Below are 25,324 nucleotides of genomic sequence, written 5' to 3' on the forward strand. Positions count from 1 at the left end.
ATGAAAAATTATAAAAAACTATATATCAACTTAATGCTTGTTGCAGCGCTGACTTTAGGAAGTTCTTGCAGCAAAGATTTTCTTGACGAAGAGTTGACAACAGCTTACAGTTCAGATTATTATAAAACAGAGGCTGGAATTCAGGCTTTGGCAGTTGGAACTTATTATCAGGTATTTGCAGCAGAATTTCAAGGGGAAGTACCGCTTACTGCAACTGAATCTGGAACTGATGAATTTCACGCGGGAGGTGACCCTTCAAACTGGATTTGGAACTCATATTCCTCAGGTTTTAAGGCTTTTGTAACAGTTTCTAACGCTAATACTGTTGCGGCAAATACACATTGGGACAATTTATATATCGGAATTGGGAATGCTAATACGTTAATTGAATCGGCAACAAATATTGCTTCAACAAATGATGCCATCAAAAAAACGGCGTTAGGTGAAGGTTACTTTTTAAGAGCTTTCAGTTATTTGCAATTGGTCCGTCAATATGGAGCTGTTCCTTTAAAACTAAAAACAAGCTCTACTGTTGAATTAGAATTCACAAGAGCTGCACCGCAGGAAGTTTTAAATCAGGTAATTGCCGATTTTACTCAGGCTTACAATTTATTAGGGAATGCTGGTGCTCCGGCAAAAATCACTAAAGATGCGGCAGCGCATTATTTGGCAAAAGCGTATTTAACCCGCGCGAGCGAAATCAATGACAGCTGGAATGGGCCTACAAAAACTGCCGATTTACAACAAGTTGTTACTTTGTCTGATGAGGTAATTTCGCATCACCCATTAGCTGCTAATTATGATAATTTATGGTCGTATACCACTGCTGATGGTGCTAATGAAAAACTTCCGGAGTTAATTTTATCTGCACAGTTCAATGCAAGTACATTAACAACTGGAGGAAATCAGCAGCATTTATATTTCCTTTCTACTTACGACCAATTGCCCCAAATGAAGCGTAACCTTGCCGGCGGAAGACCTTTTAGCCGTTTAGCACCAACTTATTTTGTATATGATGCTTTTGATCATGTAAATGATTCACGTTTCTGGAAAAGTTTCCAGACAAAAAGTATCGTCAATAATGCTTCTGGAGCTGTTTACAAAAATGGCGATTTAGGAATTATGTATGTTGTAAATACAGCTGCAGATACTCGTTTTGCAAAAACTAAAAATTCAGATGTCATCATTTATCCAAAAACAGGAAAAACAATTCCGAGTGTTTATGTAGCTTATGCTGCAGATAAAGTGGGTTTAATGGCCGATGTAAGATTTCCTTCTTTAAGTAAATACATGGACGGAAACAGAATTGATTTGAGTAATATAAAAGGATCTCGTGATATTATATTAGCACGTTCTGGTGAAACTTACTTAATGGCTGCCGAAGCAAAAATCCGTTTGGCAAAAGCGGGCGGTGCTACCTATGCAGATGCATTGCCTTATATCAATGCGGTTCGTAACCGTGGCGCTTATAAAGCAGGTGAAAATCGTGCAGCTTATGCGGATGGTTCAGCGGCTTATACAACTACAGGTCAGGCTGGAATTCCAATTTCGTATATTCCTGAAAACTCTTATTATGAGTCAAATAATATTGCGGTTGCAACAACTGCAACGAGCTTGGCAATTAGCAGTATTACTGCTTTGCCAGCAGAAGATTTGGCTGTAATTTCAAAATTAGGATACGGAACTGATTATGACAGAATGTTATGTTTAGTACTTAATGAGCGCACCAGAGAATTGTGTGGAGAATTCCACCGTTGGGAAGATTTAAGCCGAACTAATACATTAATTGCCAGAGCAAAAGCTTACAATATTGAAGCGGCAGCAAATATTCAACAATATCATAATCTGCGTCCAATTCCTCAGACTTTTCTTGATGGAGTTTACGCAAGCGGAAAACCTTTGACTGCAGCAGAAAAAGCGGCTATGCAGAATCCAGGTTATTAATATTAAACGTATTTTTTGGTTTTTTTACGTTAGGAACCGTCTCATTTTTTGAGGCGGTTTTTTTTATTATATAGCAGGGTACAACAGGATAGTTTCCAGTTATTTAATAATTAAATTTGATAATCATTTTAAGGATATTGGTTTTCGTTAATATGGTAATGGTAAAATTAAGTGGTTTTGATTTTACGAAGGCAGTAACTCCGGTTGCTGCCTTTTTTGTTTTTACAATTCTGCAGCAAAACAGGGAAGCACAGGATACCGATATCGTTTTAGTACTTTATCTTTAAAGTTTTAGTATTAAAATTATATTCCGAATGATTTATTTAAAGAAATTGTTGTTAATATTCATTGTTTTAGGATTTAAACTAACAGTGTTGGCTCAAGTAAAATTGCCTGCTTTGGTGGGTGATAATATGGTTTTACAGCAAAATTTGAAAGTGAATTTATGGGGGTGGGCTTCTCCAAATGAGAAAATAAAAATCCAATTAGGCTGGCAAAATAATCCTGTAGAAATTACTGCAAATACTGATGGAACTTGGAAAACTGCTGTTGATACACCAACTGGAAGCGAAAAACAATATGATATTACAATCGAAGCTTCAAATAAAATTATTCTTAAAAATATTTTGATTGGAGAAGTCTGGATCTGCTCTGGGCAATCTAATATGTATTTTCCTGTTGGAAAAGAAGAAGGAACTTGGAAAACGGGCGTAAAAAATTATGAAGAAGAAATTCAGAATGCTAATTTTTCATCAATAAGATTATTTACGGTACAGACAAAAGTTTCTCAAAAACCTTTAGAAGATGTTGCAGGAAATTGGAATGTTTGTTCTCCTTCAACCATTAAATCTTTTTCAGCTGTTGCTTATTTCTTTGGAAGAGATTTATATCAAAATTTAAAAGTCCCAATCGGATTAATTTCAACTTCTTGGGGCGGAACAAAAGCGGAAGCCTGGACATCGCAAGCTGTTTTAGAAGGCAATCCGGATTTTCTTCCAATTCTAGAACAAGATGCAAAAAACGAAAAATTGTTTCAGGAAAAATTAGAAACGTATTATGCTGATTTGAAAAAAGAACGTTTAGCAAATAATAATGATGTTTCGAAAACCCAATTAAAAAAGCCTAAAAAAGAAGAAAATAAAACCTCTTATGTTTTGTACAATGCAATGCTTCATCCGATAGTTAATTATACGATGAAAGGTGTAATTTGGTACCAAGGAGAAAGCAATGCCGAAAGTGCCTTTTTATACAGAAGCCTTTTTCCAGCAATGGTAAAAAGTTGGAGAAATGAATGGAATCAGGGCGATTTTCCGTTTTATTTTGTTCAAATTGCACCGCACAAAGGACAAAATCCTGATATTAGAGAAGCGCAGTTAATGGCTTCAAAAACAATTCCAAACAGCGGAATGGTCGTTACAACAGATGTTGGAAATGCCACAAATATTCATCCAATTGACAAACAGACTGTTGGTTATCGTTTGGCTTTAATTGCAAAAGCAAAAACATACGGAGAAAGTAAATTAGTATATTCTGGACCAACATACAATCATTTGGAAATCAAAAAACAGCAAGTTAAATTGTTTTTTGATGATGTTCCAAACGGATTTAAAAAAAGCAATGAAGATTTAAAGGAGTTCCAAATTGCAGGAAACGATAAAGTTTTTTATTCGGCGACAGCTAAAATTGACAAAAAAGCAATTATCGTTTCTTCACCAAATGTAAAAGAACCTGTTGCGGTTCGCTTTGCATGGAAAGCCGTTCCAGAACCCAATTTATTCAATGCTGAAAATTTACCGGCATCGCCTTTTAGAACGGATGATTGGGTAAATGTTTCAAATGAAATTCAAAAATAGATAATTTGCTAAATCTGCAGTATCTGCGAGAAAAATAAAAAAATGTCAAAATCAAAACTAAAATATCTTTTTTCAATCCTAATAATTGCATTGTTCAGCCTAACAATGACGGCACAAAAAGACAGTCAAAAAGATAAAAAACATATTGCTCCAAAACCATTATTCTGCGATCCAATTTATGACGGAGCCGCCGACCCAACAATTATTTGGAATGAAAAAGAGAAAAAATGGTTTATGTTTTACACCAATCGCCGTGCTAAAGATTCAACAGCAAAAGGAATTACTTGGGTTCACGGTACAAAAATTGGTGTGGCCACTTCTGAAGACGGCGCAAAATGGACATACAAAGATACTTGTACGATTAAATATAAAGTAAAAGATGTTACGTATTGGGCTCCAGATGTGATTAAATACAAGAACAAATATCATATGTATTTGACAATTGTTCCCGGAATTTTCAACGATTGGTATCATCCGCGTTCTATTATTCATTTGACCAGTACAAATTTAATGGACTGGAATTTTGAATCAGAATTAAAACTGGCTTCGGAACGCTGTATTGATGCTTCTGTTTTTCAATTGCCAAACGGAACTTGGAGAATGTTTTACAATAATGAAAATGATGGAAAATCGATTTATTATGCCGACAGTAAAGATTTATACAACTGGACGGACAGCGGAACGAAAATTGTAAAAGATAGAGGAGAAGGACCAAAAGTCTTTACGTGGAAAGGAAAAAACTGGATGATTTCTGATTCTTGGCGAGGTTTAAACGTTTATTCTTCTGAAGATTTTTTAAATTGGAAGCGCCAAGAAAAAAACATTCTTCAAACGCCCGGAACAGGTGAAGATGATAAAGTTATTGGCGGACATCCGGATGTAATTGTAAATGGCGATCGAGCGTATATTTTTTATTTTACACATCCCGGAAGAACTCCTGAAAATAAAGGAGTTGACAGTTACGAAACGAAAAGAAGTTCGATTCAAGTTGCAGAACTGGAATATATAAATGGCGAAATTATCTGTAATAGAGATCAGCCTGTTCAAATAAATTTAAAGCATTAAAAATGGCAAATAAAAACACAATCAGAAACGCTTTCAAAATGAAATTAAAACCTGGTTTTGAAGCGGAATACAAAAAAAGACACGACGAAATCTGGCCAGAATTAGAAAGTTTGCTTTCAGAAACTGGTATTCAGGATTATAGTATTTTTTTAGATGAAGAAACACTGATACTTTTTGCAGTTCAGAAAATCAGCACAGATTTTGATTTCGACTATTTGCCAAATCATCCAATTGTAAAAAAATGGTGGGCATATATGGGAGATATCATGGATACAAATCCTGATAATTCGCCAATTTCGGTTTCATTAAAAGAGGTTTTTCATTTGGATTAAACTTGAAACTTTATCCCGAAGCCTCGGGAGAAAACCTGAAACAAAAAGAAAAATGAAAACAAAATATTATTTATCAATAGCTTTTGCAACAGCAATTTTAGTGAACTGCAATGCACAAAAAGTCACATTAAAAAACACTTCTGATTTAGCTGTACCGCAAAAAGCAATTAGCATAAAAAGAAATCAAATTGCAGTAAAATATGTAGCCAATAGTTTTCCTATTCTGGTCACTAAAAATGATACAATTCCTGCACAGTTAAATGATTTGGACGGAGATGGAAAATGGGACGAACTTTTTTTGGTAACTGATTTTGCCGCTAACGAAAAGAAAACAGCAATAGTAACATGGTCTTTAAAAGATCCTAAATTTCCAATCAAAACAAGTGTAAGATTCGGAAAAAGAGAAGCTAAAGATTTGCCGGTTCAGCCAGCAACTCAAGAAGTTTTAATGGCGAATCAGGTACATAAAAAATTAGGTTTCCAAAAATATCAAACGGATGGACCATCTTGGGAAAATGACAAAGTAGGTTTCAGACATTATTTGGATGGAAGGAATTCAAAAGATGTCTTCGGAAAAAAAATACCTGCGATTACGCCAGAAAATGTTGGAATAAACAGCAAAGGCGCCGTTGAAGACAATTACCATGTAATGTACGATTGGGGAAGAGATATTTTCCCTGTTGGAAATTCTGCTGGTTTGGGCGGTTATGCTTTATTGATAAAGGATAAAATCAACCGACTTGGAATTTTGACAAACGATACTTTGAACAATGTCGAAAAAACAACTTTCAAAATTGTAAGCGAAGGGCCGGTTAATTCGGTTTTAAGTTATAAATATGAAAACTGGAAAGCATCGGGGAATAATTATCAGGTTCAGGAAACAACTTCAATCTGGCCAGGAATGTACGGCTATGAAAACACCGTTTCCATCAGCGGACTTAAAGGTGGAGAAACTTTTTTAGCAGCAATTTCGAATTTGAACAATAAAAATCCGTTACAGGTTGTTGAGGCTGGTGAATGGGTTTGTTTCATTCAGCATGATTATTTGACATACAACCGCGAATGGATTTTAGGAACTGCAATTTTGGTTCCGAAGAAAATTTATCAAGGTTATATCGAAGCACCAAAAACAGGTCAGTTGACAGATTCTTATTTGGCAAAACTAACAGTCGAAAACAATAAAAAAATCAGTTACTATGCCATTGCAGGCTGGGAACTGAGTGCCGATAAAAATTTTAAAGACGCCGCTTATTTCAGCAATTATGTAACCACTTTGGCAAAACAGCTTTCTGCCAAAATAACGGTTGAAATTAGTAAATAAAACAATTTTAAACTAACACACTAACCATATGAACTATAAATCAACCCTTTTAGCAATGCTTGTGTTTGCATCGTTTACAAATGCAAACGCACAAAAAACAGATGCGACAGCGCCATTGCATTTAATGCAGCCTGATTATCCAACACCATATGTTATTCCGCAAAAGGAAGATATAAAAGTGGTTTTGGACCGAGTTTATAATTTTTTAGATAAAAATTCGGCTTCAAAAATTGTCGATGCAAATACTAAAACTGTTATTACAGATTATAAAAAAGGCAATCAGGATATTGTTTTTGAACCAGGCGCTTTCAGATTGACCAGTTATGAATGGGGTGTTACTTATGCCGGAATGCTTTTAGCTTCTAAAGCGACGGGCGAAAAATATTATGCTGATTACTCCAATAAAAGAATACAGTTAATCGCTGATATTGCCGAAAATTATAGTGAAAAAAACATCAAGGATAAGGACATGCTGAAAACGCTTCATCCTGAAGCATTAGATTTTGCTGGAGCGCTTTGTGCCGCCTTTATTAAAGCCAAAAAAGAAGGCTTAAAAGCGAATATTGACCCTTTGGTAAACAATTATATCGACTTTATCAGCAACAAACAATTTCGATTAAAAGACGGAACTCTGGCAAGAAACAGACCGCAGGACAATACACTTTGGTTAGATGATATGTTTATGAGCGTTCCGGCACTGGCACAAATGGGAAGTTATACCGGAAATACAAAATACTTTGACGATGCTGTAAAACAAGTGAATCAGTTTTCTGAAAGAATGTTTAACAGCCAAAAAGGAATTTATATGCACGGCTGGGTTGAATCTATGGCGGTGCATCCTCAGTTTCATTGGGCAAGAGCAAATGGCTGGGCAGTTATGACAATGGTTGAATTGTTAGAAGTTTTGCCAAAAAATCATCCGGGTTATCCTCAGGTTTTGGCTCAATTGCAAAAACACATCGCTGGTTTGGTTCAATATCAGGACGGAACAGGTTTTTGGCATCAATTATTAGATAGAAACGATTCGTATTTAGAGACTTCGGCAACGGCAATTTATGCGTATTCAATTGCCAGAGCTATAAACCGTGGCTATGTTGATAAAATGACTTATGCTCCAGCAGTTTTATTAGCGTGGAATGCTGTAGCAACAAAAGTAAATGATAAAGGTCAAGTTGAAGGAACCTGCGTTGGAACCGGAATGGGTTTTGATCCTGCATTTTATTACTACCGTCCAGTAAATGTTTTTGCGGCTCACGGCTATGGTCCAGTTTTATTGGCCGGAGCTGAAGTGATTATGCTTTTAAAAGATAGTCAATTTCAAATAAATGACAGTTCTATTCAATTGAAAATCGAAGGAAAAAATAATCTGCATAAGTAAGTTAAGAGTCATTAGTTATAAGTTATGAGTTTTGAATTTTGAATGCACTTGTAACGTTCTCTTTGTCATCCTGACGAAGGAAGGATCACACAAGAAACTCGACAAAGATTAGCGACTCTGATTGCGGAATTCCGTTTGTGATCCTTCCTTCGTCAGGATGACAAAAAACAAAAAAAAACTTAGTGCTTTCGCGTCTTCACGACAAAATACCAACAAAATATGAAATCAACAATAAATATACTTTTCTTATTAATCGGCACAATCGCTTTTGCCCAAATTGGAAAACGATTTCCATCAGAAAAAAAGATAATCAAAGATCCTGTTACTGGTATCGATTTAATCTTTTTAACTACAAAATCAGCAGGAGATTCAAAAACGTATCCAACACATCCGCAATGGACAGCAGATGGAGAATGGCTCATTTTTAGAACCAAAAGAGCCAACGGAGAAGCGATGGCTGTCAACGAAAAATCAGGTGTAATGGTTCAAGTTACCGAAGGCGGTTATACAGGAACTTTATGCATGGCGCAAAAATCAATGAAATTGTATTTTATGCGAAAAGGAGACGGCGATAAAATGCAGATTATGGAAGTGAATCTGGAAGCCGTTTTTGCTGATAGTGAAAAAGGAAAAATGAAACCAGTTTCGGCATACGAGCGTATTTGCGGTACAACAAATCCAGAAATGGGTGCTTCGGGCGACATGGCTTTGGATGCTGATGAAGACCGCGTTTATTTCAGAATTGGAAAAGAAGAAGCTGCACGACATTTAGATCCAAATGTAAAAATTGAAAAAAGTTTTGGAGCAAGAAATATGGGTGCAGGACCGGGTGGAATCAGCAGTATGAATATTAAAACCGGTGAAGTGAAACATGTAGTTTCAGTACCGTTTCAAGTGGGACATATTCAATCTAATATCTGGAATCCGGGGGAATTGGTTTTTTGCTGGGAAACGGGCGGAAAATCTCCACAGCGTACATGGACCGTAATGGCCGATGGATCAGGTTTGAGACCTTTGTATCCTGAATCAGATTTTGAATGGGTAACGCACGAAGTTGTAATTTCTAAAGATGAGGTGGCAATGGCAATTATGGGACATCGAAAAATTGATATTCAGAAAGATGCTCCCGTTGAAGTTACATCTAGTACCGAAGTTCGAAATCCTCAAAATCCGGGTCAGGAAAGCAATTGGGGAAATTCGGGAACGAGAGAAAAACCTACAGGTCTGGCAATTGTAAATTTAAGAACCAGAGAAATGATTATTGCTGGCCAAACCAAAAGTGGCAGCGGTTTATGGCATGTTCACGGTTCTTCTGACGGAAGATGGGCTGTTGGTGATGATTTCTCAAGAAGTTTATATTTAATTGACCGAAAAACCAATGAAATGATGATGCTGACAACCGGACATAAAGAAACGGCAGCAGATCACGTTCACCCAACTTTCAACAGAGACGGAACAAAAATTGAAATTCAGTCGGCGATGCTTTCTGAAGATAATAGAACGTTGAATATCTGTATTGTAAATGTTCCGAAGGAATGGCTGAAAAGGAAGTAATTAGTAAAAAGTGATTAGTAATTAGTAAAATGTTTAAAAAGAATTATTCCGTTTTGAGATGTTTAATTATCTGTATTGTCTTTGCAAGCAATATGGCTGTTTCCTTTGCTCAAGAATTAGGAAAAATGGACGCTATTTATTCTGGAACGCCTTGGTTTGATCAAAACGGAAATATTGTAAGCGCGCACGGAGCAAACATTATAAAAGAAAAAGATACTTTTTATTTGTTTGGAGAAGCACACAGCGATACCAGCAATGCATTTGCAGGATTTAATTGTTATTCTTCAAAAGATCTTTATAACTGGAAATTTGAGCGTCAGGCGCTTCCGGTACAGGAATCTGGAAAATTGGGACCAAATCGTGTTGGTGAACGAGTGAAAGTGATGAAATGCCCAAAAACAGATGAGTTTATAATGTACATGCATGCTGATACTTTAACGTATAAAGATCAGTTTGTGGGTTATGCCGTTTCAAAAAATATCGAAGGTCCATACACATTTAAAGGTCCGCTTTTATTTGATGGGAAACCAATAAAAAAATGGGATATGGGAACTTTTCAGGATACTGATAATTCGGGATATATTCTGGTTCACGGTGGTGAAATTTACAAATTAAGCGATGATTATAAATCGGTTACAGAAAAAGTAAACGAAAATATAACCACCGGATTTGAATCGCCAACGATGCTGAAAAAAGATAATCTGTATTATTTTATTGGTTCGCATTTAACAAGCTGGGAGAAAAATGACAATTATTATTATACCTCAAATTCGCTTAAAGGCCCATGGGAATTTCAAGGCTTAATTGCGCCAAAAGAAACGCTTACGTGGAATTCACAGTCGACTTTTGTTTTGCCAATTCATGGCTCAAAAGAAACAACATATATGTTTATGGGCGATCGCTGGTCATTTCCTAAACAGGCTTCTTCGGCAACTTATGTTTGGCAGCCGTTTGTTTTTTCGGGAACTTCGATTTCGTTGCCAAACTATAAGGAAGCTTGGAAAATAGATGTTTCTACAGGAATTATTTCTATTTTGGACAAGAAAGATCAGATTATCAACAACAGAAACAAACAAATTCGATATAAAGGAAATTGGAAATATGTAACCAATGGAAATATGGTTTATGAAAGTGAATCAGATGAGAAAGACGCTTCATTTTCGATAAAGTTTAAAGGTCAACAAATAGGTTTGACGAGTTTTGTTGGTACTGAAAATGGTTATGCAAAAGTTGTTTTAACAGATCAAAAAGGAAATACAATACTCACAGCAATTATTGATATGTACAGTAAATATTCAGATTTGATGCAAGTATTTAAATCTCCAATTTTAAAAAAAGGCACTTATAAATTGACGGTTTCTGGAACGGGAGAAAGACCAAATTGGTCGGATAAAAGAAAGTCAAATTACGGAAGTACAGGATATTATATTTCTGTTACTCAGATTGAAATAAAGAAATAAAAAATAAAAATAGCTTACAATGAAAAAGTTTTTCACTTTGGTTTTATGTGTTTTGGGAATTTCTCAAAGCTCATTTTCGCAAAAATACAGCAACGACAAGTTCCCAGACGGAACTGAAATTCCAGTTTGGTTTAAAACCTATACAAAACTTCAATTAAAAGATTTAGGAAAAAAATACACGATTACTGATTTTGGCGTAAGCAAAGACAGTACAAAAGTACAGACTGTTGCGATTCAGAAAGTGATTGATAAGGCCGCAGCAAATGGCGGAGGCGTAATCGTAATTCCAAAAGGAGTTTACCTAAGCGGTGCGTTGTTTTTTAAACCAAAAACAGCTTTGTATGTCAGCGAAGGCGGAGTTTTAAAAGGTTCTGATGATATAGCAAATTACCCAATTATGCCGTCAAGAATGGAAGGCCAAAATCTGGATTATTTCCCAGCTTTGGTAAATGCTTATGGTGTTGATAATTTTTCAATTTCAGGAAAAGGAACAATTAACGGAAATGGAAGAAAATATTGGGATGCTTTCTGGGCACGCCGTAAGGAGAATCCAAAATGTACTAATCTTGAGGTTTCTAGGCCAAGATTAGTTTTTGTATGGAATTCAAATAACGTACAATTTCAGGATGTAAAATTGATCAATTCAGGTTTTTGGACGAATCATTTTTATAAATGTAATAATATAAAAATACTGGATACTTACATTTATTCTCCTCACAAAAAAGGCGATGCTCCAAGTACAGATGCGATTGATCTTGATATTTGCAGCAACGTACTTATAAAAGGCTCTAACATGTCTGTTAATGATGATGCCGTAGCGCTAAAAGGAGGTAAAGGACCTTATGCAGACCAGGATAAAAATAATGGACCAAATACCAATATTATTATTGAAGACTGCAAATTTGGATATTGTCATTCGGCATTAACGAATGGAAGTGAAGCGATTCATAACCGAAATATAATTATGCGCAATTGCGAAGTTGATGGACCGTCAATATTGCTGCATCTTAAAATGAGACCAGATACACCGCAGCTTTACGAGTTTATTAGAGTTGAAGACATTAAAGGACAAACCAAAAACGGTCTGGCTATTTTAGCATGGAAACAGTTTTTTGATTTAAAAGGCCGTCCTGATGTTCCATTATCGTATGGAGATAATGTTACTTTAAAAAATATTGATCTTAAATGTGAAATGTTTTATAAAGTAGAAAACGATCCAAATGTGCGTTTATCGAATTTTACTTTCGAAAACTTGAATATTGAATCTGATAAGGCTGATATTGATAAAAGCTTGATAAATGGAGTGACTTTTAAAAATGTTTATGTGAATAAGAAAGTCGTAGAGTAGAGGAAGATTCTAAGTTTCTAAGGTTCTGAGATTCTAAGTTTTTTCGTCATGTATTTATTCCAAGGAACGACTATCACAATGGAAACGAACCATGCAATATTGTCATTCCGAGGAACGAAGGATCTCACAAGCAGCTCTACAAATTAAATCGTCATTTTTGTCGATTTTTATAGTTTTAATTCTCTGTTTTGTCATCCTGAGTAACGAAGGATCACACTAAAAAATTCCTCATAGAAGCCCCCAAATCTTTGTCGAGCTACATGTGAGATCCTTCGTTACTCAGGATGACAAGTCTGTGTAAAGCCTTCGTGGCGAAAAAATATTACAATGAAAAAAATACTGCTATTAATTTTCTCGATTTCATCCATAAATGTTTTCTGCCAAAGTAAAAGCACAACTGACTTTTTAATTGCTGATTCAAATCATGCAGTAAACATTTACATCGATAAAAATACAGATCCTTTAATTCTCTGGGCAGTAAATGAACTGGCAGATGATGTCAAAGAATTAACCGGAAAACGACCAGAAATACTACAGACAAATTCATTTTCTAAAAACGGAATTTATATTGGAGAAGTTTCAGATGCATTGTTTAAAACTAGAAAAGAGCAAAAAGAACTTTCTAAGCAATGGGAGAAATTTTCCATCAAAAAAGAAAATGATAATCTTGTAATTGCCGGTTCTGATGTTCGAGGAACTGTTTATGCAATTTTCGAAATATCAGAACGCCTCGGAATTTCGCCTTGGAAATGGTGGGCAGATGTTCATCCCATAAAACAGGAAGGACTTTCTTTAAAACTTTCGGAGAAAAGTATAATTTCTTCACCTTCGGTACAATACAGAGGTATTTTTTTGAATGATGAAGATTGGGCCTTACAGCCTTGGGCAGCCAAAACATTTGAACCAGAAACCGGGGATATCGGTCCAAAAACATACGAAAAAATATTTCAGTTATTATTGCGATTAAAAGCCAATACAATCTGGCCGGCCATGCATCCGTCAACAAAAGGATTTTTTACAATTGCCGGAAATAAAGAAATGGCGCAAAAATATCATATCGTGATTGGTTCATCTCATGCTGAACCCATGCTTCGAAATAATGTCGACGAATGGAAACCAAAAATCTACGGAGATTACAATTATTTTACGAATAAAACCCAGGTTGATAAATATTGGCAGGATCGTTTAGATGAATTAAAATCGGCTCAGAACGAAACGATTATGACGCTTGGAATGCGAGGTGTTCATGACAGTAAAATGGAAGGCGCGAAGGATTTGAACGAATCGATTTCGATGGTGGAAAAGATTATTGTAAACCAGCGCGAAATGCTTTCAAATACCTTCAAAAAACCTTTAGCACAAATTCCTCAGGCTTTTGTTCCGTATAAAGAAGTTTTGGAATTATACGATAACGGACTTAAAGTTCCGAGTGATATTACCTTAGTCTGGCCCGATGATAATTACGGATACATTCGTCGTTTGAGCAATGAAGACGAGCAAAAAAGAGCAGGAGGAAGCGGGGTTTATTATCACATCAGTTATTGGGGAAGACCGCACGATTATCTTTGGCTGAGTACGATGCAGCCTGGTTTGATTTGGTACGAAATGAACAAAGCCTATCAAAACGGCGCAAAAAAAATGTGGATTGTAAATGTGGGCGATATAAAGCCGGCAGAATATGACGTAGAATTTTTTCTGGATATGGCTTGGAACATCAACAGCATAAAATATGACGGAATTAATCAGCATTTAGAAGATTGGGCTTCAAGAGAATTTTCGCCTAAAATTAGTGCCGAGGCAAGTGCTGTTTTTGAAGAATATTATCGTTTGGCATTTCTCAGAAAACCGGAATACATGGGCTGGAGCCAGACTGAACCAACGACACCGGTAAAACTTTCTGATTTTTCAGAAAAAGAAATTTGGAGCCGAATAAAAGCCTACAATGCACTTATTGAAAAAATAGACAGTCTTTCAGCATTTATTCCGCAAGAGCGAAAAGATGCTTGGTTTCAATTGGCTGTTTATCCTGTAAAAGGAGCTGCTTACATGAATCATAAGTTTTTATATTGGAACTTAGCTGCGATTGCTTCAGATGAAAAAGAAAAGGCAAAATATGAGCTTTTGGCATCAGAGGCTTTTCATAAAATTGAAGCACTTACAGATTTTTACAATACAAAACTAAGCGACGGAAAATGGAATAAAATGATGTCGATGCATCCTAGAAATCTTCCTGTTTTTGATTCGGTTAAAAAGCCTGAATCAGTTAAAAAAGAGCAAAAAGAAACAAAGAACAGAATTGCAATTCAGGCCAATGCATTTGTTTCTCAAAAAGGTTCTAAAAATTACAATTGGAAAACAATTAACGGATTAGGTTATAGTAATAATGCGATTACTTTATTTCCTTTAAAACAGCAGTATTTTAAAGAAGTAAAACCGTCTGTCGTTTATGAATTTGAAATTCAAAATGCAGGTGAATATGAAGTTGAACTGCGAATATTGCCAACTCATGCCAATAATTTTGATCATGAAGTGGGAATTCAGGTGGATGGAAACGCGTCACAATCTTTTAAAACCAATACCAAGGACCGTGACAAAACATGGAAAGAAAATGTTTTGAGAAACAGCGCAATTGTAAAACTTCCCGCTTTAAAAATGGAAAAAGGAAAACATAAAATCAAGATTGAAGTAAACCAGACAGGTATTGTACTGGATCAGGTGGCGATTTACCTTTCAAGTGAAGGAAGTTCTTACGAAATACCCTTAAAATAAGTATTAAATGATGAGTATGAAGCAGTAACAGCTTTAAAAAAGAAAAAATATTTTAAAAAAAATGATTTGTAAATTTTTGTAATCCATTGATATAGAGATTTAAAGAAAACAGGTTAAATAATTATTAACTCAAATAGCTAAAACAGTTATAATTTTAACACTAAACGTGCGTTATAGTTCGAGCAAACATTTATTTTTGCGCCTTAATTTAACAAGTATAAGCATGAAAGATCTATTAGTAAAAATCAACGCCGAAATTGACGCATTTAAAGCAGAAGCTGAATCTTTAACTGAAAAAGGTATCAAAGCTGCAGGACCAAGAGCTAGAAAAGCTACTTTAGAAATTGAAAAACTTTTAAAAGAATTCAGAAAAGTTTCTATCGAAGAATCAAAAAAATAATACACTTCGTATTTCAAAAACAAAAACCTCGTTTAAGTAATTTAAACGAGGTTTTTTTTTTTGAAAAGTCTCAGATTTTGGCTTCTCCCGAAGTCTCGGGACGCTCAGCCTGACAGAACAATTATTATGAAAACCATTGTCATCCTGAGCGAAGTCGAAGGCTCGTTACATTTTATAATTAATAATTAACAATTTACAATTACTTCGGAGTTTCAATATAATCTTTCAAATTACAGTCTTTTATTTTCTTAAGACTTTCTGCAACCGTCAATGCGTTTAAAGTTGCGCCTTCTAAGCCTGTATGCGTGTGGTCTTTTGGAAAAAATGGTTTTACTTTTTCTTTTCCTAAAGCCTCATATTTCAAAGCAACAATATCATTTAGATCTATAAAAGGAACTTTTTCTTTTTCGGCTGCAATTTTGGACCAAATTACATAAGTATCCGTTCTGCGTTCCGCTTTGTCATTTGGCCATTCGTTTCTTGGCGTCAGACTTAAAACAATCGGAATAGCACCTTTTTCTTTGGCTTCTCTGATGAATTTCTCCATATACCACCCAAAAGTGTGTACGATTTCTTTTGAGCCGTCTGGGCGTGTTACTTCTTGTGTTTCATCGCCGTTTCCTTTTAAGGAACCTCTGAATTTCTCTTTATCAATATCGCCAGCATCATTATGACCAAATTGAATAATAACGAAATTTCCAGGCTGTAATTGGTTTTTTACTTCGTCCCAAAGGCCTTCGTACACAAAAGTTCTGGTGCTTCGTCCGCCTCTCGCTTTATTGATTACTTCAATTCTCGTTGTATCACAATATTGTGGAAATGGAACTCCCCAGCCAACTGCATCAGGATTATTGTTGTTATTGGCCATGGTCGAATCGCCTATTAAAAAAACTTTTTTCTTTGGCGGAAGCACAATTTTTGGATTCGCTAAAATGTAATTTTTTAAAGAATTTTTGCTCGTTTTCAATTCATTAATAATAACCGAAGCCGAAAGGACTGCACCTTTTGCTGAAGTATGGGTATGATCTTTTTTGTAGAAATAAGTTCCGGTTACTTTTGCTTCGCCGAATTTCTCCATTTCTACAGCCATTTTTTCATTCAAATTGATGAAAGTAACTTTTTCCTTTTCAGCAATTTGTTTGGCCCATAAACCGTATGATTTTTTGTTTCTTGGAACTTTTCCTTCCTTCCAGTCGTTTCTCGGAATTGGCGAACAAATTATCGGAATGGCTCCTTTTGATTTTGCTTCGCGAACTACTTTCTGAATGTACCAGCCGTAGCTGTGCACGGTTTCGTGCTTTTTGGTCAATAGATTGTCTATTTCCTGGGTTTCATTTCCAATTCCTTTGATTGTGCCACGCGCACGAAGGGTGTCGTTTAAAGGCCCGTCGTCATTATGTCCAAATTGGATTAATACATAATCGCCCTTTTTAAGTTTATTTAAAACTTCAATCCATAAACCTTTATCCTGAAAAGTGCGACTGCTCGTCCCGCCCAAAGCATGGTTTTCGATATTAACTTTGGTAGTATCTAAAAACTGGCCAATATAATCTCCCCAGCCCCAAAGTCCGCTAGTGCCATCACCTTTGCCGTTTTTCACGGTTGAATCACCAACCATATAGACGGTTGGTTTGTCGTCTTTTTTTGAAGTAAAATTGAAAAATAATACTGCTAAAAGTAAGGCAGAAAATATTTTAAATGTTTTCATATTTTGAATTGTGAATAGTGTGTGTGTTTTTACCGCAAAGTTCGCAAGGTTTTTTTATCCTCTATTATGTTTACAAAACGCTGAGTTAAGTTCGCAAAGCTTTATCAACACAAAGCTTTGCGAACTTTTCTTTGCGGTTAAATCTCGAGTTGCAAAAAAACCTTGCGAACTTTGCGGTTAAATCACCGCATTTCAACTTGAAACCTGAAACTTGAAACTTGAAACTTGAAACTTGAAACCTGAAACTTAAATCTTATCTCTAAAATCAAACCACAAATTCATCTTAATTCCGTCGTCACCGCTTTTAATTCTGATGTTTGTTGGCTGGCTTTGTGGGCCTTGTTGTTCTAAAGGTTTAAAATCTCTCATCGCTGGAATTTCATACATAAATGAAATATCACCTTCTGGAAATGCAGGCTGTGGATTACTTCCTGGGAAACCATTTTTAGGCAAATCAGGCGTAAATAATCTCAAGAATAAATTATCAGATTCGCTGAAAACTTTAAACGATGAAGCGCCTGCTTTTAAATTTGCTCCCAATAAATTAGCATGATAACCTTTAAATTCTGGATAAACTAGATTTTCAAAACTCTCTCCTGTAATCGTATTGTTATAAGCTTTCTCCCAAATTCCGTATGTTGTTCCTTTAATTCTGTTTTTCCAAACGTGGTAAGGACCTCTTCCAAACCATTTGATTCCGGTAACTTCTTTTTCAGGAAAACTGAACGTAATTCCGAATGAATTGATTTTATCCTCGAAAAAAGCACCGTCGAATCCGTCTGCACCGTTTGCTCTTTCGTTTTTCAAAACAATCATTTCCATTTTAAATCTTCCGTCTGGTTCCATAATCCATTTGATAGAAGAGATTCCGCCAACGTAAGAAGCCGTACAAACCGCTTTGTCACCTTCCTGAGAAACCTGAATGTCTTTCAATTTAGCTTTCATCCCAATAGGGCGCGGGCCATTTGTTAACGGAATTGTTGCTGTTGCATTTTTAACCGATGTAATTTCTCCGTTTTCTAAACTTAAAACAACCGTAACATCGCCTCCTTTTAAAGTAACTTCAGTTCCAGTTTTAACAGCCGATGCCTTTGCTTTTGTGTTTTGAACCGCTAAAAATTTATTGGCATAAAATAAAGCTTTGTGAATAGGCCATGTCCAAGTATAAATTTCTTTTCCAAACTGATCATAAGCCGAAATTGATAAAACATCGCCTTCAGCAAAATTATTCGGAACAGCAAACTGAATTTTGCGTGTTTCTCCCGGTTCAGTACTTGGAATTTCGATTTTTCCTCCGCTTATTTCTTTGGCAGTTCCAGTCGTATAAAGCACATTTTTATCTGATTGTAATACTTTGAATTCCATTTTGCAAGTATTCAAATTACTGAAAAGATAGTCGTTTTTGATTAAAAAAGAACCGTCAAAACCTTCTGTAACTTGTTTTGGTTGAAACTGAATTGGCGCCCAAACTTCTTTTACCGTATAATAACTTCCTTCTCTTTCACGGTGCGGACCTAAAATTCCGTCTGCGGCTAAAGAACCTTTTGAGTCGAATTTTGCATCTCCTTTCCAATCAGAGCGAAAAACAGCTTCGTCCAACATCGCCCACATAAATCCTCCTGCAAAAAGCGGACTTTCTTTATAACGGTTCCAGAAATCTTCTAAAGCAGCTCCATGCCCGTTATCATAAGTTCCATGCATAAATTCGGTTGGGAAAAATACATTTTCTCCTGCGTTAAAACGATGCATTCCTGTCAAGTAAGTCGGGTAGTGGTGCGTGTCCCAGCCATTAAAATCAGCCCAAGGATGAATCACAATTCTTTTTTGAGGATCAAGATCTGCGAAGACTTTATCCGTATCATAATTCCATCCGCCTTCATTTCCATTATCCCAAATAATCACAGACGCATGGTTGACATCGCGCGTAATCATTTCAGTTGCTAATTTTTTCCCAGTTTCGGTATCATAAGAGTTTTGCCAGCCTGCCAATTCGTTCAAAACAAAAAGACCAAGCGAATCACAAACTTCTAAAAAGTGTGTATCTGGAGGATAATGCCCACGAACGGCATTCATATTCATATCTTTAATTAATTTTCCGTCCAGTTCGCTGATGCGTTTGCTGGTACTTCTTCCGCCTTCCGGCCAAAACGAGTGACGGTTAATTCCTTTCATAATGATTTTTGTACCATTAAGATAAATTCCGTCTTGCTTTTTAAATTCTAAAGTTCTGAAACCAATTCGTTTGTCATATTGATGAACTGCAGTTCCGTTTTGTTTTAAAACAAGCTGCAACTCATATAAATTTGGATTTTCAGGATTCCAAGGTTTAATGTTTTTCCATTGTGCAGTAATAGTTTCTTTGGTAGATTTCGCTTTAAGCGGAAAAGTAAAAGTCTGGAAATTTTCTCCGTTTAAACCTTTTAAAGTGGCTTCTAAAGTTGCATTTTTAGAAACATTTTTAAGATTAACATCAACTGTAATTGACCCGTCCATTTTCGGATTTACAGCAATATTTTCAATATGTGTTTTTGGTGAAACTTCTAACCAAACCGGACGATAAATGCCACCAAAAAGCCACCAGTCCGCTCTTCTTTCTGCAGCATTTACCGATTTATTTGCTGATTGTTTCCAAACGTGAACTTCTAAAGTGTTTTTTGCACCATATTTCAATAAAGAAGAAATATCATATTTGAACTCATAAAAACCGCCTTGATGAATCGCTCCAGCCAGTTTTCCATTTACTTTTACTTCGGTATCCGTCATCGCACCGCCAAAAGCAATTAAAACGTCTTTATCTTTATAATTGGCAGGAACTTCAAATTCATATTTGTATAAACCTTCTTCTTTGCTTGGCTCTTTTTGGTTCAATTCTTTGTACCAGCGGCCATAAGTATATTCGCCAAAACCTTCTAATTCCCATTGCGAAGGCACATTTATTTTAGACCAAGTTTTACTGTTGTTTCCATCAGTGCAATAAAAATCCCATTGCACAGGATGTTCAAAATCTTTTCCTGAAAGATAAACTTTATCGGTTTGTTGTGCATTGCTGTTTTGGGTCAGAAAAAGCGAAAATGCAAGAATAGAGAGATTTTGGATAGTGTTTTTTAGTAGCATAGTAAAGTAATTCTTTGATGGTTAATTGCCATCTGGTTTAACAATTTCAAATCGGGCACTCATAGGCAGAGTCCAGCTTGAAATGAAATTTGGTTTCTTCGGATTATAATCTGGTGTTTCTTTTTTGATGTGTTTTTTTAACGGAATATCAAGTTCGCGAATTCCCTTCAAAACGCAAAAGGCAATTTCGTTGGCTCCAAATCCATTAAAATGAGTATTGTCATCTAATGCTTTTTCCTGTCCCGGAAAAGTATTGGCAGGATATTGTACAAAAGCTTTTCTAGAAGGTTCGTCGCCCCAAGTTTCGTACAATTCGGTTGTCATTTTTGTAACATCGATTAAAGCGATATTGTTTTTTTGTGCTACTGCTCGCATTGCAGCTGGAAATTCGCCGTGTGTTTCTTTTAAAGTTCCATTTTCATTGAAAAAACGGCGCTGTGTTGGTGTCACCAAAACCGGAATTGCGCCTTTTTCTTTAGCCGAATTTACAAATTCAGTTAATAAAGTAGAATACGATCCAAAAGCTCCATTTCCTTCACCTTTTATTTTTTCGTCATTATGGCCAAATTCCACAAATAAATAATCTCCTTTTTTGATTTCAGAAAGTATTTTTTTCAAACGATTTGCACCTTTAAACGAACTTAACGATGAACCAGAATAAGCATAATTTGCAACCACAATATTTTGATCAAAATAATTGGTAATAAACTGTCCCCAAGACGCCCAAGGTTCCACATCTTGATCTGTAACGGTTGAATCTCCGGCAAGATAAACGACAGTCAAATTATCTTTTCGAGTTATTTTAATGCTTTGGATTGAAACTTCTCCAAGAAATTCAAGCGTCAATTTATGATCCCAGTTTAAAATTTCTTTTTCACGATCTTTTAAAGAGATATTGGTCTGATCATCTATTTTGATATTTCGGACATTAACATTAAAAGTCTGAGTGATTTTTTGTCCTTTTTTTACCGCAAATTCATTTAACATTAATCGTCGCGATTCTGCTTTTATAGTCACTTTTGAATCTTTTTCGGCACTTCCTATAGTAACTTCAACTTGGTAATTTCCTTCCGGAACGGCAATTGAAAAATAAGCAGGTTTTGTAATTGAGAAAGAATTTGCATTGATTTTTACATTCGAAGCCGAATTAAAATCAAAGCCAAAACCTTTTGTATCATCGTAAACTAATGCATTGTTTATTAAAGTGTTTTTTTTGTTTTTTGCCGAATTTCCAAAGACAAAAAGCTGTGATGCTGCATTATTTTTTACGCTGTCATTTTTGTTTTCTGAAGAAGAATAAACAGCATTTTTGACAAGCAGATTAGAATGCATAGCAAAGAACTGATTTGGCATTGCCAAACAAATAACCATCGATAAGAAAGTACTGATTTTTACCAATTTTTTGAGATTTTAATTTTTTTATTTTCAAACTTAATGGTTCATTTTTGATATAGTATCCTGTACTATGATGTTAAAAAGAATTTAAAAATGCTGAAAATTAATATACTTTTTATATTTCGTAAATCAGGTAGGTACAGGATAGTATACCACAAAAAAACAAAGAAATTGCATCATAATTATTGAATTGATAAAAAAAAGCGATTTTAATTTTATTTAATTCTTATTTAGATTTTGCCATTTTTACTGCTTTATGAAAACAAAAAAATATTCTTTTACAACGCTTTTAAGTTTGCTTTTTTTATTTCCAATCTTAAGTTTTGGACAAAATAAAGGAGCACGCAAACTTCATTATGCGCCAGAAGAAAACAGTTTTGTTTTAAAAAATGGAACCCGAAAATTCAATCGAGCATTATACGGCTCAAATACCGGATTTAGAGTAGAAACGGGCGATTTGCCTGAACTTGCCATGTATATGCCGGGAATGGGAGGAAATTTTAAACTCGGAATTGTAAATGGAAAAGACAGTAAATGGATTACCGAAGCTTCTAAAATTGATACGCGTTATGTCTTAGGCACAATGCATTATACAATTGAAGATGCTGTTTTAGGAAAGGGAAAATTATTTGTTGATGTTGTCGCTTTAAAAGAAAAAGAAGGTTTTATTGTAAAAGTTTATGGAAATGGAGTTTCTAAAAATGTAAATATTATTTGGGCTTTTGGCGGAGCGACAGGAAAGAAATTTAGTCGTGACGGCGATATTGGCGCTGATCCGGAATCTGTATTTTATTTACAGCCTGATTATTGTCTTGGTAATAAATATACTTTGCAAAAACAATCTTTTTTATTGGAATATGGTTCTGAAAGCAACAAACAGAAAACAGGAAACAATAAAAGTGTAACTGGATTTTTTCCCGAATCGAAAGCGCTTTTGGCAAATGCAAAAAATCAAAATTCACCTTTAGAATTGTACAATTCAAATGCAGACAATTTGCCGGTTATTTCTGGAAAAACCAATACTATTTCTGAAAAAGCCATTTATTGGCTGTTTTCTCCAGAAGAAATAAAAACAGCTGTTTCTCAAAAAGAAATTGCGCAGCTTTATGAAAAATCGGTTCAGGAAACGCAGGTTTTAGCGAATCGAGTTAAAGTCAAAACACCCGATCTTTACATCAATAATTTAGGTTTCGCCCTTTCAATTGCTTCTGATGGAATTTGGGAAAACCCAGCTTATCTTCATGGCGCAATTGCGTGGAGAATGTACCTGAATGCATGGCGCGGTGCGTATACTGCAGATCCATTAGGATGGCATGATCGAGCAAAAACACATTTTACAAGTTACAGTAATTCGCAAGTAACTTCGCCAGAAAGCGGTCCGATTGTTTTGGATGAAGAAAGAAATCTGGCGCGTCAGAAAGAAGAACTTGGAACTTCAATGTTCAGTAGCGGTTATATCAGCCGAAATCCAAATAAAAATACAGTTGCGCATCATTACGATATGAATTTGGTTTTTATTGATCAAATGCTGCGTCATTTTAAATGGACGGGAGATCTTGCTTTTTTGAAAGAAATGTGGTCCACAATAGAAAGACATTTGAATTGGGAAAAAAGAAACTTTGATCCAGATAACGACGGACTTTTTGATGCTTATGCCACAATTTGGGCAAGTGATGCTTTGCAATATAGTGGTGGTGCCGTAATTCATTCCTCGGCATATAATTATTATGCGAATAAAACGGTTGCTGAATTGGCAAGAAAAATTCAAAAAGATCCAACTCCTTATGAAAAGGAAGCGGAGAAAATTTTAAAAGCTTCAAACAATCAACTTTGGATTTCTAAGAAAGGAATTTTTGCTGAATATAAAGATGCTTTAGGAAACCGATTATTACATGATTCTCCGGGAATTTGGAGCATTTATCCTACGATAGATTCAGAATTGTCAAATCCTTTTGAGAGTTATCAAATGCTGAATTATGTAAATAATCAGATTCCTCATATTCCAATTACAGCTGATGGTTTGGATAAAAAAGACCTTTATGTAATTAGTACCACAAATTGGCAACCGTATACTTGGTCCATAAATAATGTGGCTTTGGCCGAACAATTACATACTTCATTGGCTTTTTGGCAAGGCGGACAATCGGAAAAAGCATTTAAAATGTGGGAAAGTGTTTTGATTGAAAGTATGTATTTGGGCGCTTCTCCAGGTGGTTTTGAACAGCTTTTGTATCAGGATAAAATGCGTGGCGAATTGTATCGTGATTTTGCTGACCCAATCGGAATGGCATCACGAACTTTGGTCGAAGGACTTTTCGGAATTAAGCCTGATGCGGTTGCAGAAGTTTTGACGATTCAGCCTGGTTTTCCTAAAGAGTGGGAAGAAGCTTCTTTAGAAGTTCCAGATGTTTCGATTTCTTATAATAGAGATAATAGAAAAGATAGTTATCATGTTGAAAATCGTTTTGCATCAAAAATGAATTTGAATTTGATTCTGAATGCCTATTATGACGGAATTGAAAGTATTAAAGTAAACGGCAAAAGTGTTTCATGGAAAGTAATTCCCGAAAGTATTGGAAATCCAAAAATCGGTATTGAAGTTCCTTATAATGCAATTTATGATGTAGTTGTTAATTGGAAAAGTGGCACTTTGGCAACAATGATTACTAAAGATTCATACAATTCTGGAGATGCTTTAAATATTCTTATTGGAAAAGGAGAAATTGTTTCCGTTTATGATCCGCAGGCGGTTTTGGGCGAAATTGTAAAATCAGAACGAACTTTTCAATCAACTGTAAATGGCGAGGGAAATAAAACCTTTTTCATCCAATTAAAACAAGGCGATTTTTCTTGGTGGAAACCGATTGAATTTACTTTAAAAAGCAAGAAAGAAACTGAAAAAGTTACTAATTGGGATCTTCCTTTGGATAAATCACAACGCGCAGAAACCATTTCGCTTTCTTCTTATTTCAATGCAAAAGTTACAGACATTTTTACAAATGAATATTTGTCTCCAAGACCGCAGACGGTGACTTTACAGCTTCCAAAACAAGGAATTGGAAATTGGTGTTACCCAAATATTTCGGTCAAAATTGATGACAAAGGTTTACGCGAAAAAGCCAAACAAACAGGAGAAATTAAAACATCAAATGGAATTCCGTTCAAAACGCCTTCAGAGGAAAATCAGAAGAATATCATCTTTACTTCGATGTGGGATAATTATCCGAAAAGCATTGATATTCCGCTTGACGGAAAAGCTTCACACGCTTATTTTATGCTGGCCGGAACGACAAACCCAATGCAAAGCCGAATCACAAACGGAGAAATTACAATAAATTACAGCGACAGAACTTCTGAAATTTTAGCATTGAAAAATCCAGAAAATTGGTGGCCAATCGAACAGGATTATTTCATAGATGGTTTAGCTTTTACAACCGATGCTCCAAAACCGCCAAGAGTTTATTTAAAAACTGGAGAAATTTCGAGAGATTTTAAAGATTTTACTGTTATAAAAGGATTTACCAATTATGGCGTTGACGGCGGTGCAGGAACAATTCTGGATTTGCCATTGGATAAAAATAAAACATTAAAAAGCCTGACACTTAAAACAATTGCTAATGATGTGGTGATTGGTTTGATAAGTGTTACTTTAATTAGAGAATGAGATAATTAGAAAATGTGTC

General features: G+C 35.5%; 16 protein-coding genes. 13 read left to right on the forward strand and 3 right to left on the reverse strand.

Annotation, left to right across the window (positions count from 1 at the left end):
- From GKZ88_RS10630 to GKZ88_RS10680, 12 genes are all read left to right on the forward strand, one after another.
- Entirely contained in the window at nt 1–1,944 is a 1,944-nt protein-coding gene (locus GKZ88_RS10630) for a RagB/SusD family nutrient uptake outer membrane protein (RefSeq protein ID WP_155102355.1), read from the forward strand.
- 158 nt (nt 1,945–2,102) lie between these two features.
- Entirely contained in the window at nt 2,103–2,231 is a 129-nt protein-coding gene (locus tag GKZ88_RS22595; protein WP_255474705.1) for a hypothetical protein, read from the forward strand.
- A 27-nt stretch (nt 2,232–2,258) separates the two neighbouring features.
- Nucleotides 2,259–3,797 (forward strand): sialate O-acetylesterase, encoded by a 1,539-nt coding sequence (locus GKZ88_RS10635; protein WP_155102356.1) that lies wholly within the window; start codon nt 2,259–2,261, stop codon nt 3,795–3,797.
- Nucleotides 3,798–3,839: 42 nt separating this feature from the next.
- Nucleotides 3,840–4,862 carry a family 43 glycosylhydrolase gene (locus GKZ88_RS10640; RefSeq protein ID WP_155102357.1) on the forward strand — a complete coding sequence of 341 codons (1,023 nt, stop codon included), beginning with the start codon at nt 3,840–3,842 and terminating at the stop codon, nt 4,860–4,862.
- Nucleotides 4,863–4,864: 2 nt separating this feature from the next.
- On the forward strand, nt 4,865–5,194 hold the full coding sequence (gene rhaM / locus GKZ88_RS10645) for an L-rhamnose mutarotase (protein WP_155102358.1): 330 nt from the start codon (nt 4,865–4,867) through the stop codon (nt 5,192–5,194).
- 52 nt (nt 5,195–5,246) lie between these two features.
- Complete coding sequence (locus tag GKZ88_RS10650) at nt 5,247–6,515, forward strand: DUF4861 domain-containing protein (RefSeq protein WP_155102359.1); 1,269 nt, start codon at nt 5,247–5,249, stop codon at nt 6,513–6,515.
- 28 nt (nt 6,516–6,543) lie between these two features.
- Nucleotides 6,544–7,893 (forward strand): glycoside hydrolase family 88 protein, encoded by a 1,350-nt coding sequence (locus GKZ88_RS10655; RefSeq protein WP_155102360.1) that lies wholly within the window; start codon nt 6,544–6,546, stop codon nt 7,891–7,893.
- Nucleotides 7,894–8,112: 219 nt separating this feature from the next.
- Nucleotides 8,113–9,447: a hypothetical protein gene (locus GKZ88_RS10660; protein ID WP_155102361.1), complete on the forward strand. Its 1,335-nt coding sequence runs from the start codon at nt 8,113–8,115 to the stop codon at nt 9,445–9,447.
- A gap of 53 nt (nt 9,448–9,500) precedes the next feature.
- Nucleotides 9,501–10,907, forward strand: a complete 1,407-nt coding sequence (locus GKZ88_RS10665; protein ID WP_230392499.1) for a family 43 glycosylhydrolase — start codon at nt 9,501–9,503, stop codon at nt 10,905–10,907.
- A gap of 19 nt (nt 10,908–10,926) precedes the next feature.
- Entirely contained in the window at nt 10,927–12,255 is a 1,329-nt protein-coding gene (locus GKZ88_RS10670) for a glycosyl hydrolase family 28 protein (protein WP_155102363.1), read from the forward strand.
- Between the two features lie 327 nt (nt 12,256–12,582).
- Nucleotides 12,583–15,024, forward strand: coding sequence for a glycosyl hydrolase 115 family protein (locus GKZ88_RS10675; protein WP_155102364.1), 2,442 nt, complete (start codon nt 12,583–12,585; stop codon nt 15,022–15,024).
- A 223-nt stretch (nt 15,025–15,247) separates the two neighbouring features.
- Nucleotides 15,248–15,424, forward strand: coding sequence for a histone H1 (locus GKZ88_RS10680; RefSeq protein ID WP_029272605.1), 177 nt, complete (start codon nt 15,248–15,250; stop codon nt 15,422–15,424).
- 199 nt (nt 15,425–15,623) lie between these two features.
- On the opposite strand, the gene GKZ88_RS10685 is transcribed toward GKZ88_RS10680, so the two are convergent.
- The 3 genes from GKZ88_RS10685 to GKZ88_RS10695 all read right to left on the reverse strand — a co-directional run bounded on the left by GKZ88_RS10685 (nt 15,624) and on the right by GKZ88_RS10695 (nt 21,644).
- Nucleotides 15,624–17,132, reverse strand: coding sequence for a rhamnogalacturonan acetylesterase (locus GKZ88_RS10685; protein ID WP_155102365.1), 1,509 nt, complete (start codon nt 17,130–17,132; stop codon nt 15,624–15,626).
- 246 nt (nt 17,133–17,378) lie between these two features.
- The gene (locus GKZ88_RS10690) at nt 17,379–20,246 is read right to left on the reverse strand and encodes a glycoside hydrolase family 2 TIM barrel-domain containing protein (RefSeq protein ID WP_155102366.1); all 2,868 of its coding nucleotides are present in this window, start codon (nt 20,244–20,246) and stop codon (nt 17,379–17,381) included.
- Between the two features lie 21 nt (nt 20,247–20,267).
- Complete coding sequence (locus GKZ88_RS10695; protein WP_155102367.1) at nt 20,268–21,644, reverse strand: rhamnogalacturonan acetylesterase; 1,377 nt, start codon at nt 21,642–21,644, stop codon at nt 20,268–20,270.
- A gap of 253 nt (nt 21,645–21,897) precedes the next feature.
- Here GKZ88_RS10695 and GKZ88_RS10700 point away from each other — a divergent pair, with 253 nt between their 5' ends.
- On the forward strand, nt 21,898–25,305 hold the full coding sequence (locus GKZ88_RS10700) for a DUF4450 domain-containing protein (RefSeq protein ID WP_155102368.1): 3,408 nt from the start codon (nt 21,898–21,900) through the stop codon (nt 25,303–25,305).
- The last annotated feature ends 19 nt before the right edge of the window (nt 25,306–25,324 follow it).

The sequence above is a fragment of the Flavobacterium sp. LC2016-01 genome (assembly GCF_009711135.1).
GTDB lineage: Bacteria > Bacteroidota > Bacteroidia > Flavobacteriales > Flavobacteriaceae > Flavobacterium.

Coding starts and splice junctions, on each gene's coding strand:
- GKZ88_RS10630 (WP_155102355.1), top strand. CDS start 1: ATGAAAAATTATAAAAAACTATATATCAACTTAATGCTTGTTGCAGCG.
- GKZ88_RS22595 (WP_255474705.1), top strand. CDS start 2,103: ATGGTAAAATTAAGTGGTTTTGATTTTACGAAGGCAGTAACTCCGGTT.
- GKZ88_RS10635 (WP_155102356.1), top strand. CDS start 2,259: ATGATTTATTTAAAGAAATTGTTGTTAATATTCATTGTTTTAGGATTT.
- GKZ88_RS10640 (WP_155102357.1), top strand. CDS start 3,840: ATGTCAAAATCAAAACTAAAATATCTTTTTTCAATCCTAATAATTGCA.
- rhaM (WP_155102358.1), top strand. CDS start 4,865: ATGGCAAATAAAAACACAATCAGAAACGCTTTCAAAATGAAATTAAAA.
- GKZ88_RS10650 (WP_155102359.1), top strand. CDS start 5,247: ATGAAAACAAAATATTATTTATCAATAGCTTTTGCAACAGCAATTTTA.
- GKZ88_RS10655 (WP_155102360.1), top strand. CDS start 6,544: ATGAACTATAAATCAACCCTTTTAGCAATGCTTGTGTTTGCATCGTTT.
- GKZ88_RS10660 (WP_155102361.1), top strand. CDS start 8,113: ATGAAATCAACAATAAATATACTTTTCTTATTAATCGGCACAATCGCT.
- GKZ88_RS10670 (WP_155102363.1), top strand. CDS start 10,927: ATGAAAAAGTTTTTCACTTTGGTTTTATGTGTTTTGGGAATTTCTCAA.
- GKZ88_RS10675 (WP_155102364.1), top strand. CDS start 12,583: ATGAAAAAAATACTGCTATTAATTTTCTCGATTTCATCCATAAATGTT.
- GKZ88_RS10680 (WP_029272605.1), top strand. CDS start 15,248: ATGAAAGATCTATTAGTAAAAATCAACGCCGAAATTGACGCATTTAAA.
- GKZ88_RS10685 (WP_155102365.1), bottom strand. CDS start 17,132: ATGAAAACATTTAAAATATTTTCTGCCTTACTTTTAGCAGTATTATTT.
- GKZ88_RS10690 (WP_155102366.1), bottom strand. CDS start 20,246: ATGCTACTAAAAAACACTATCCAAAATCTCTCTATTCTTGCATTTTCG.
- GKZ88_RS10700 (WP_155102368.1), top strand. CDS start 21,898: ATGAAAACAAAAAAATATTCTTTTACAACGCTTTTAAGTTTGCTTTTT.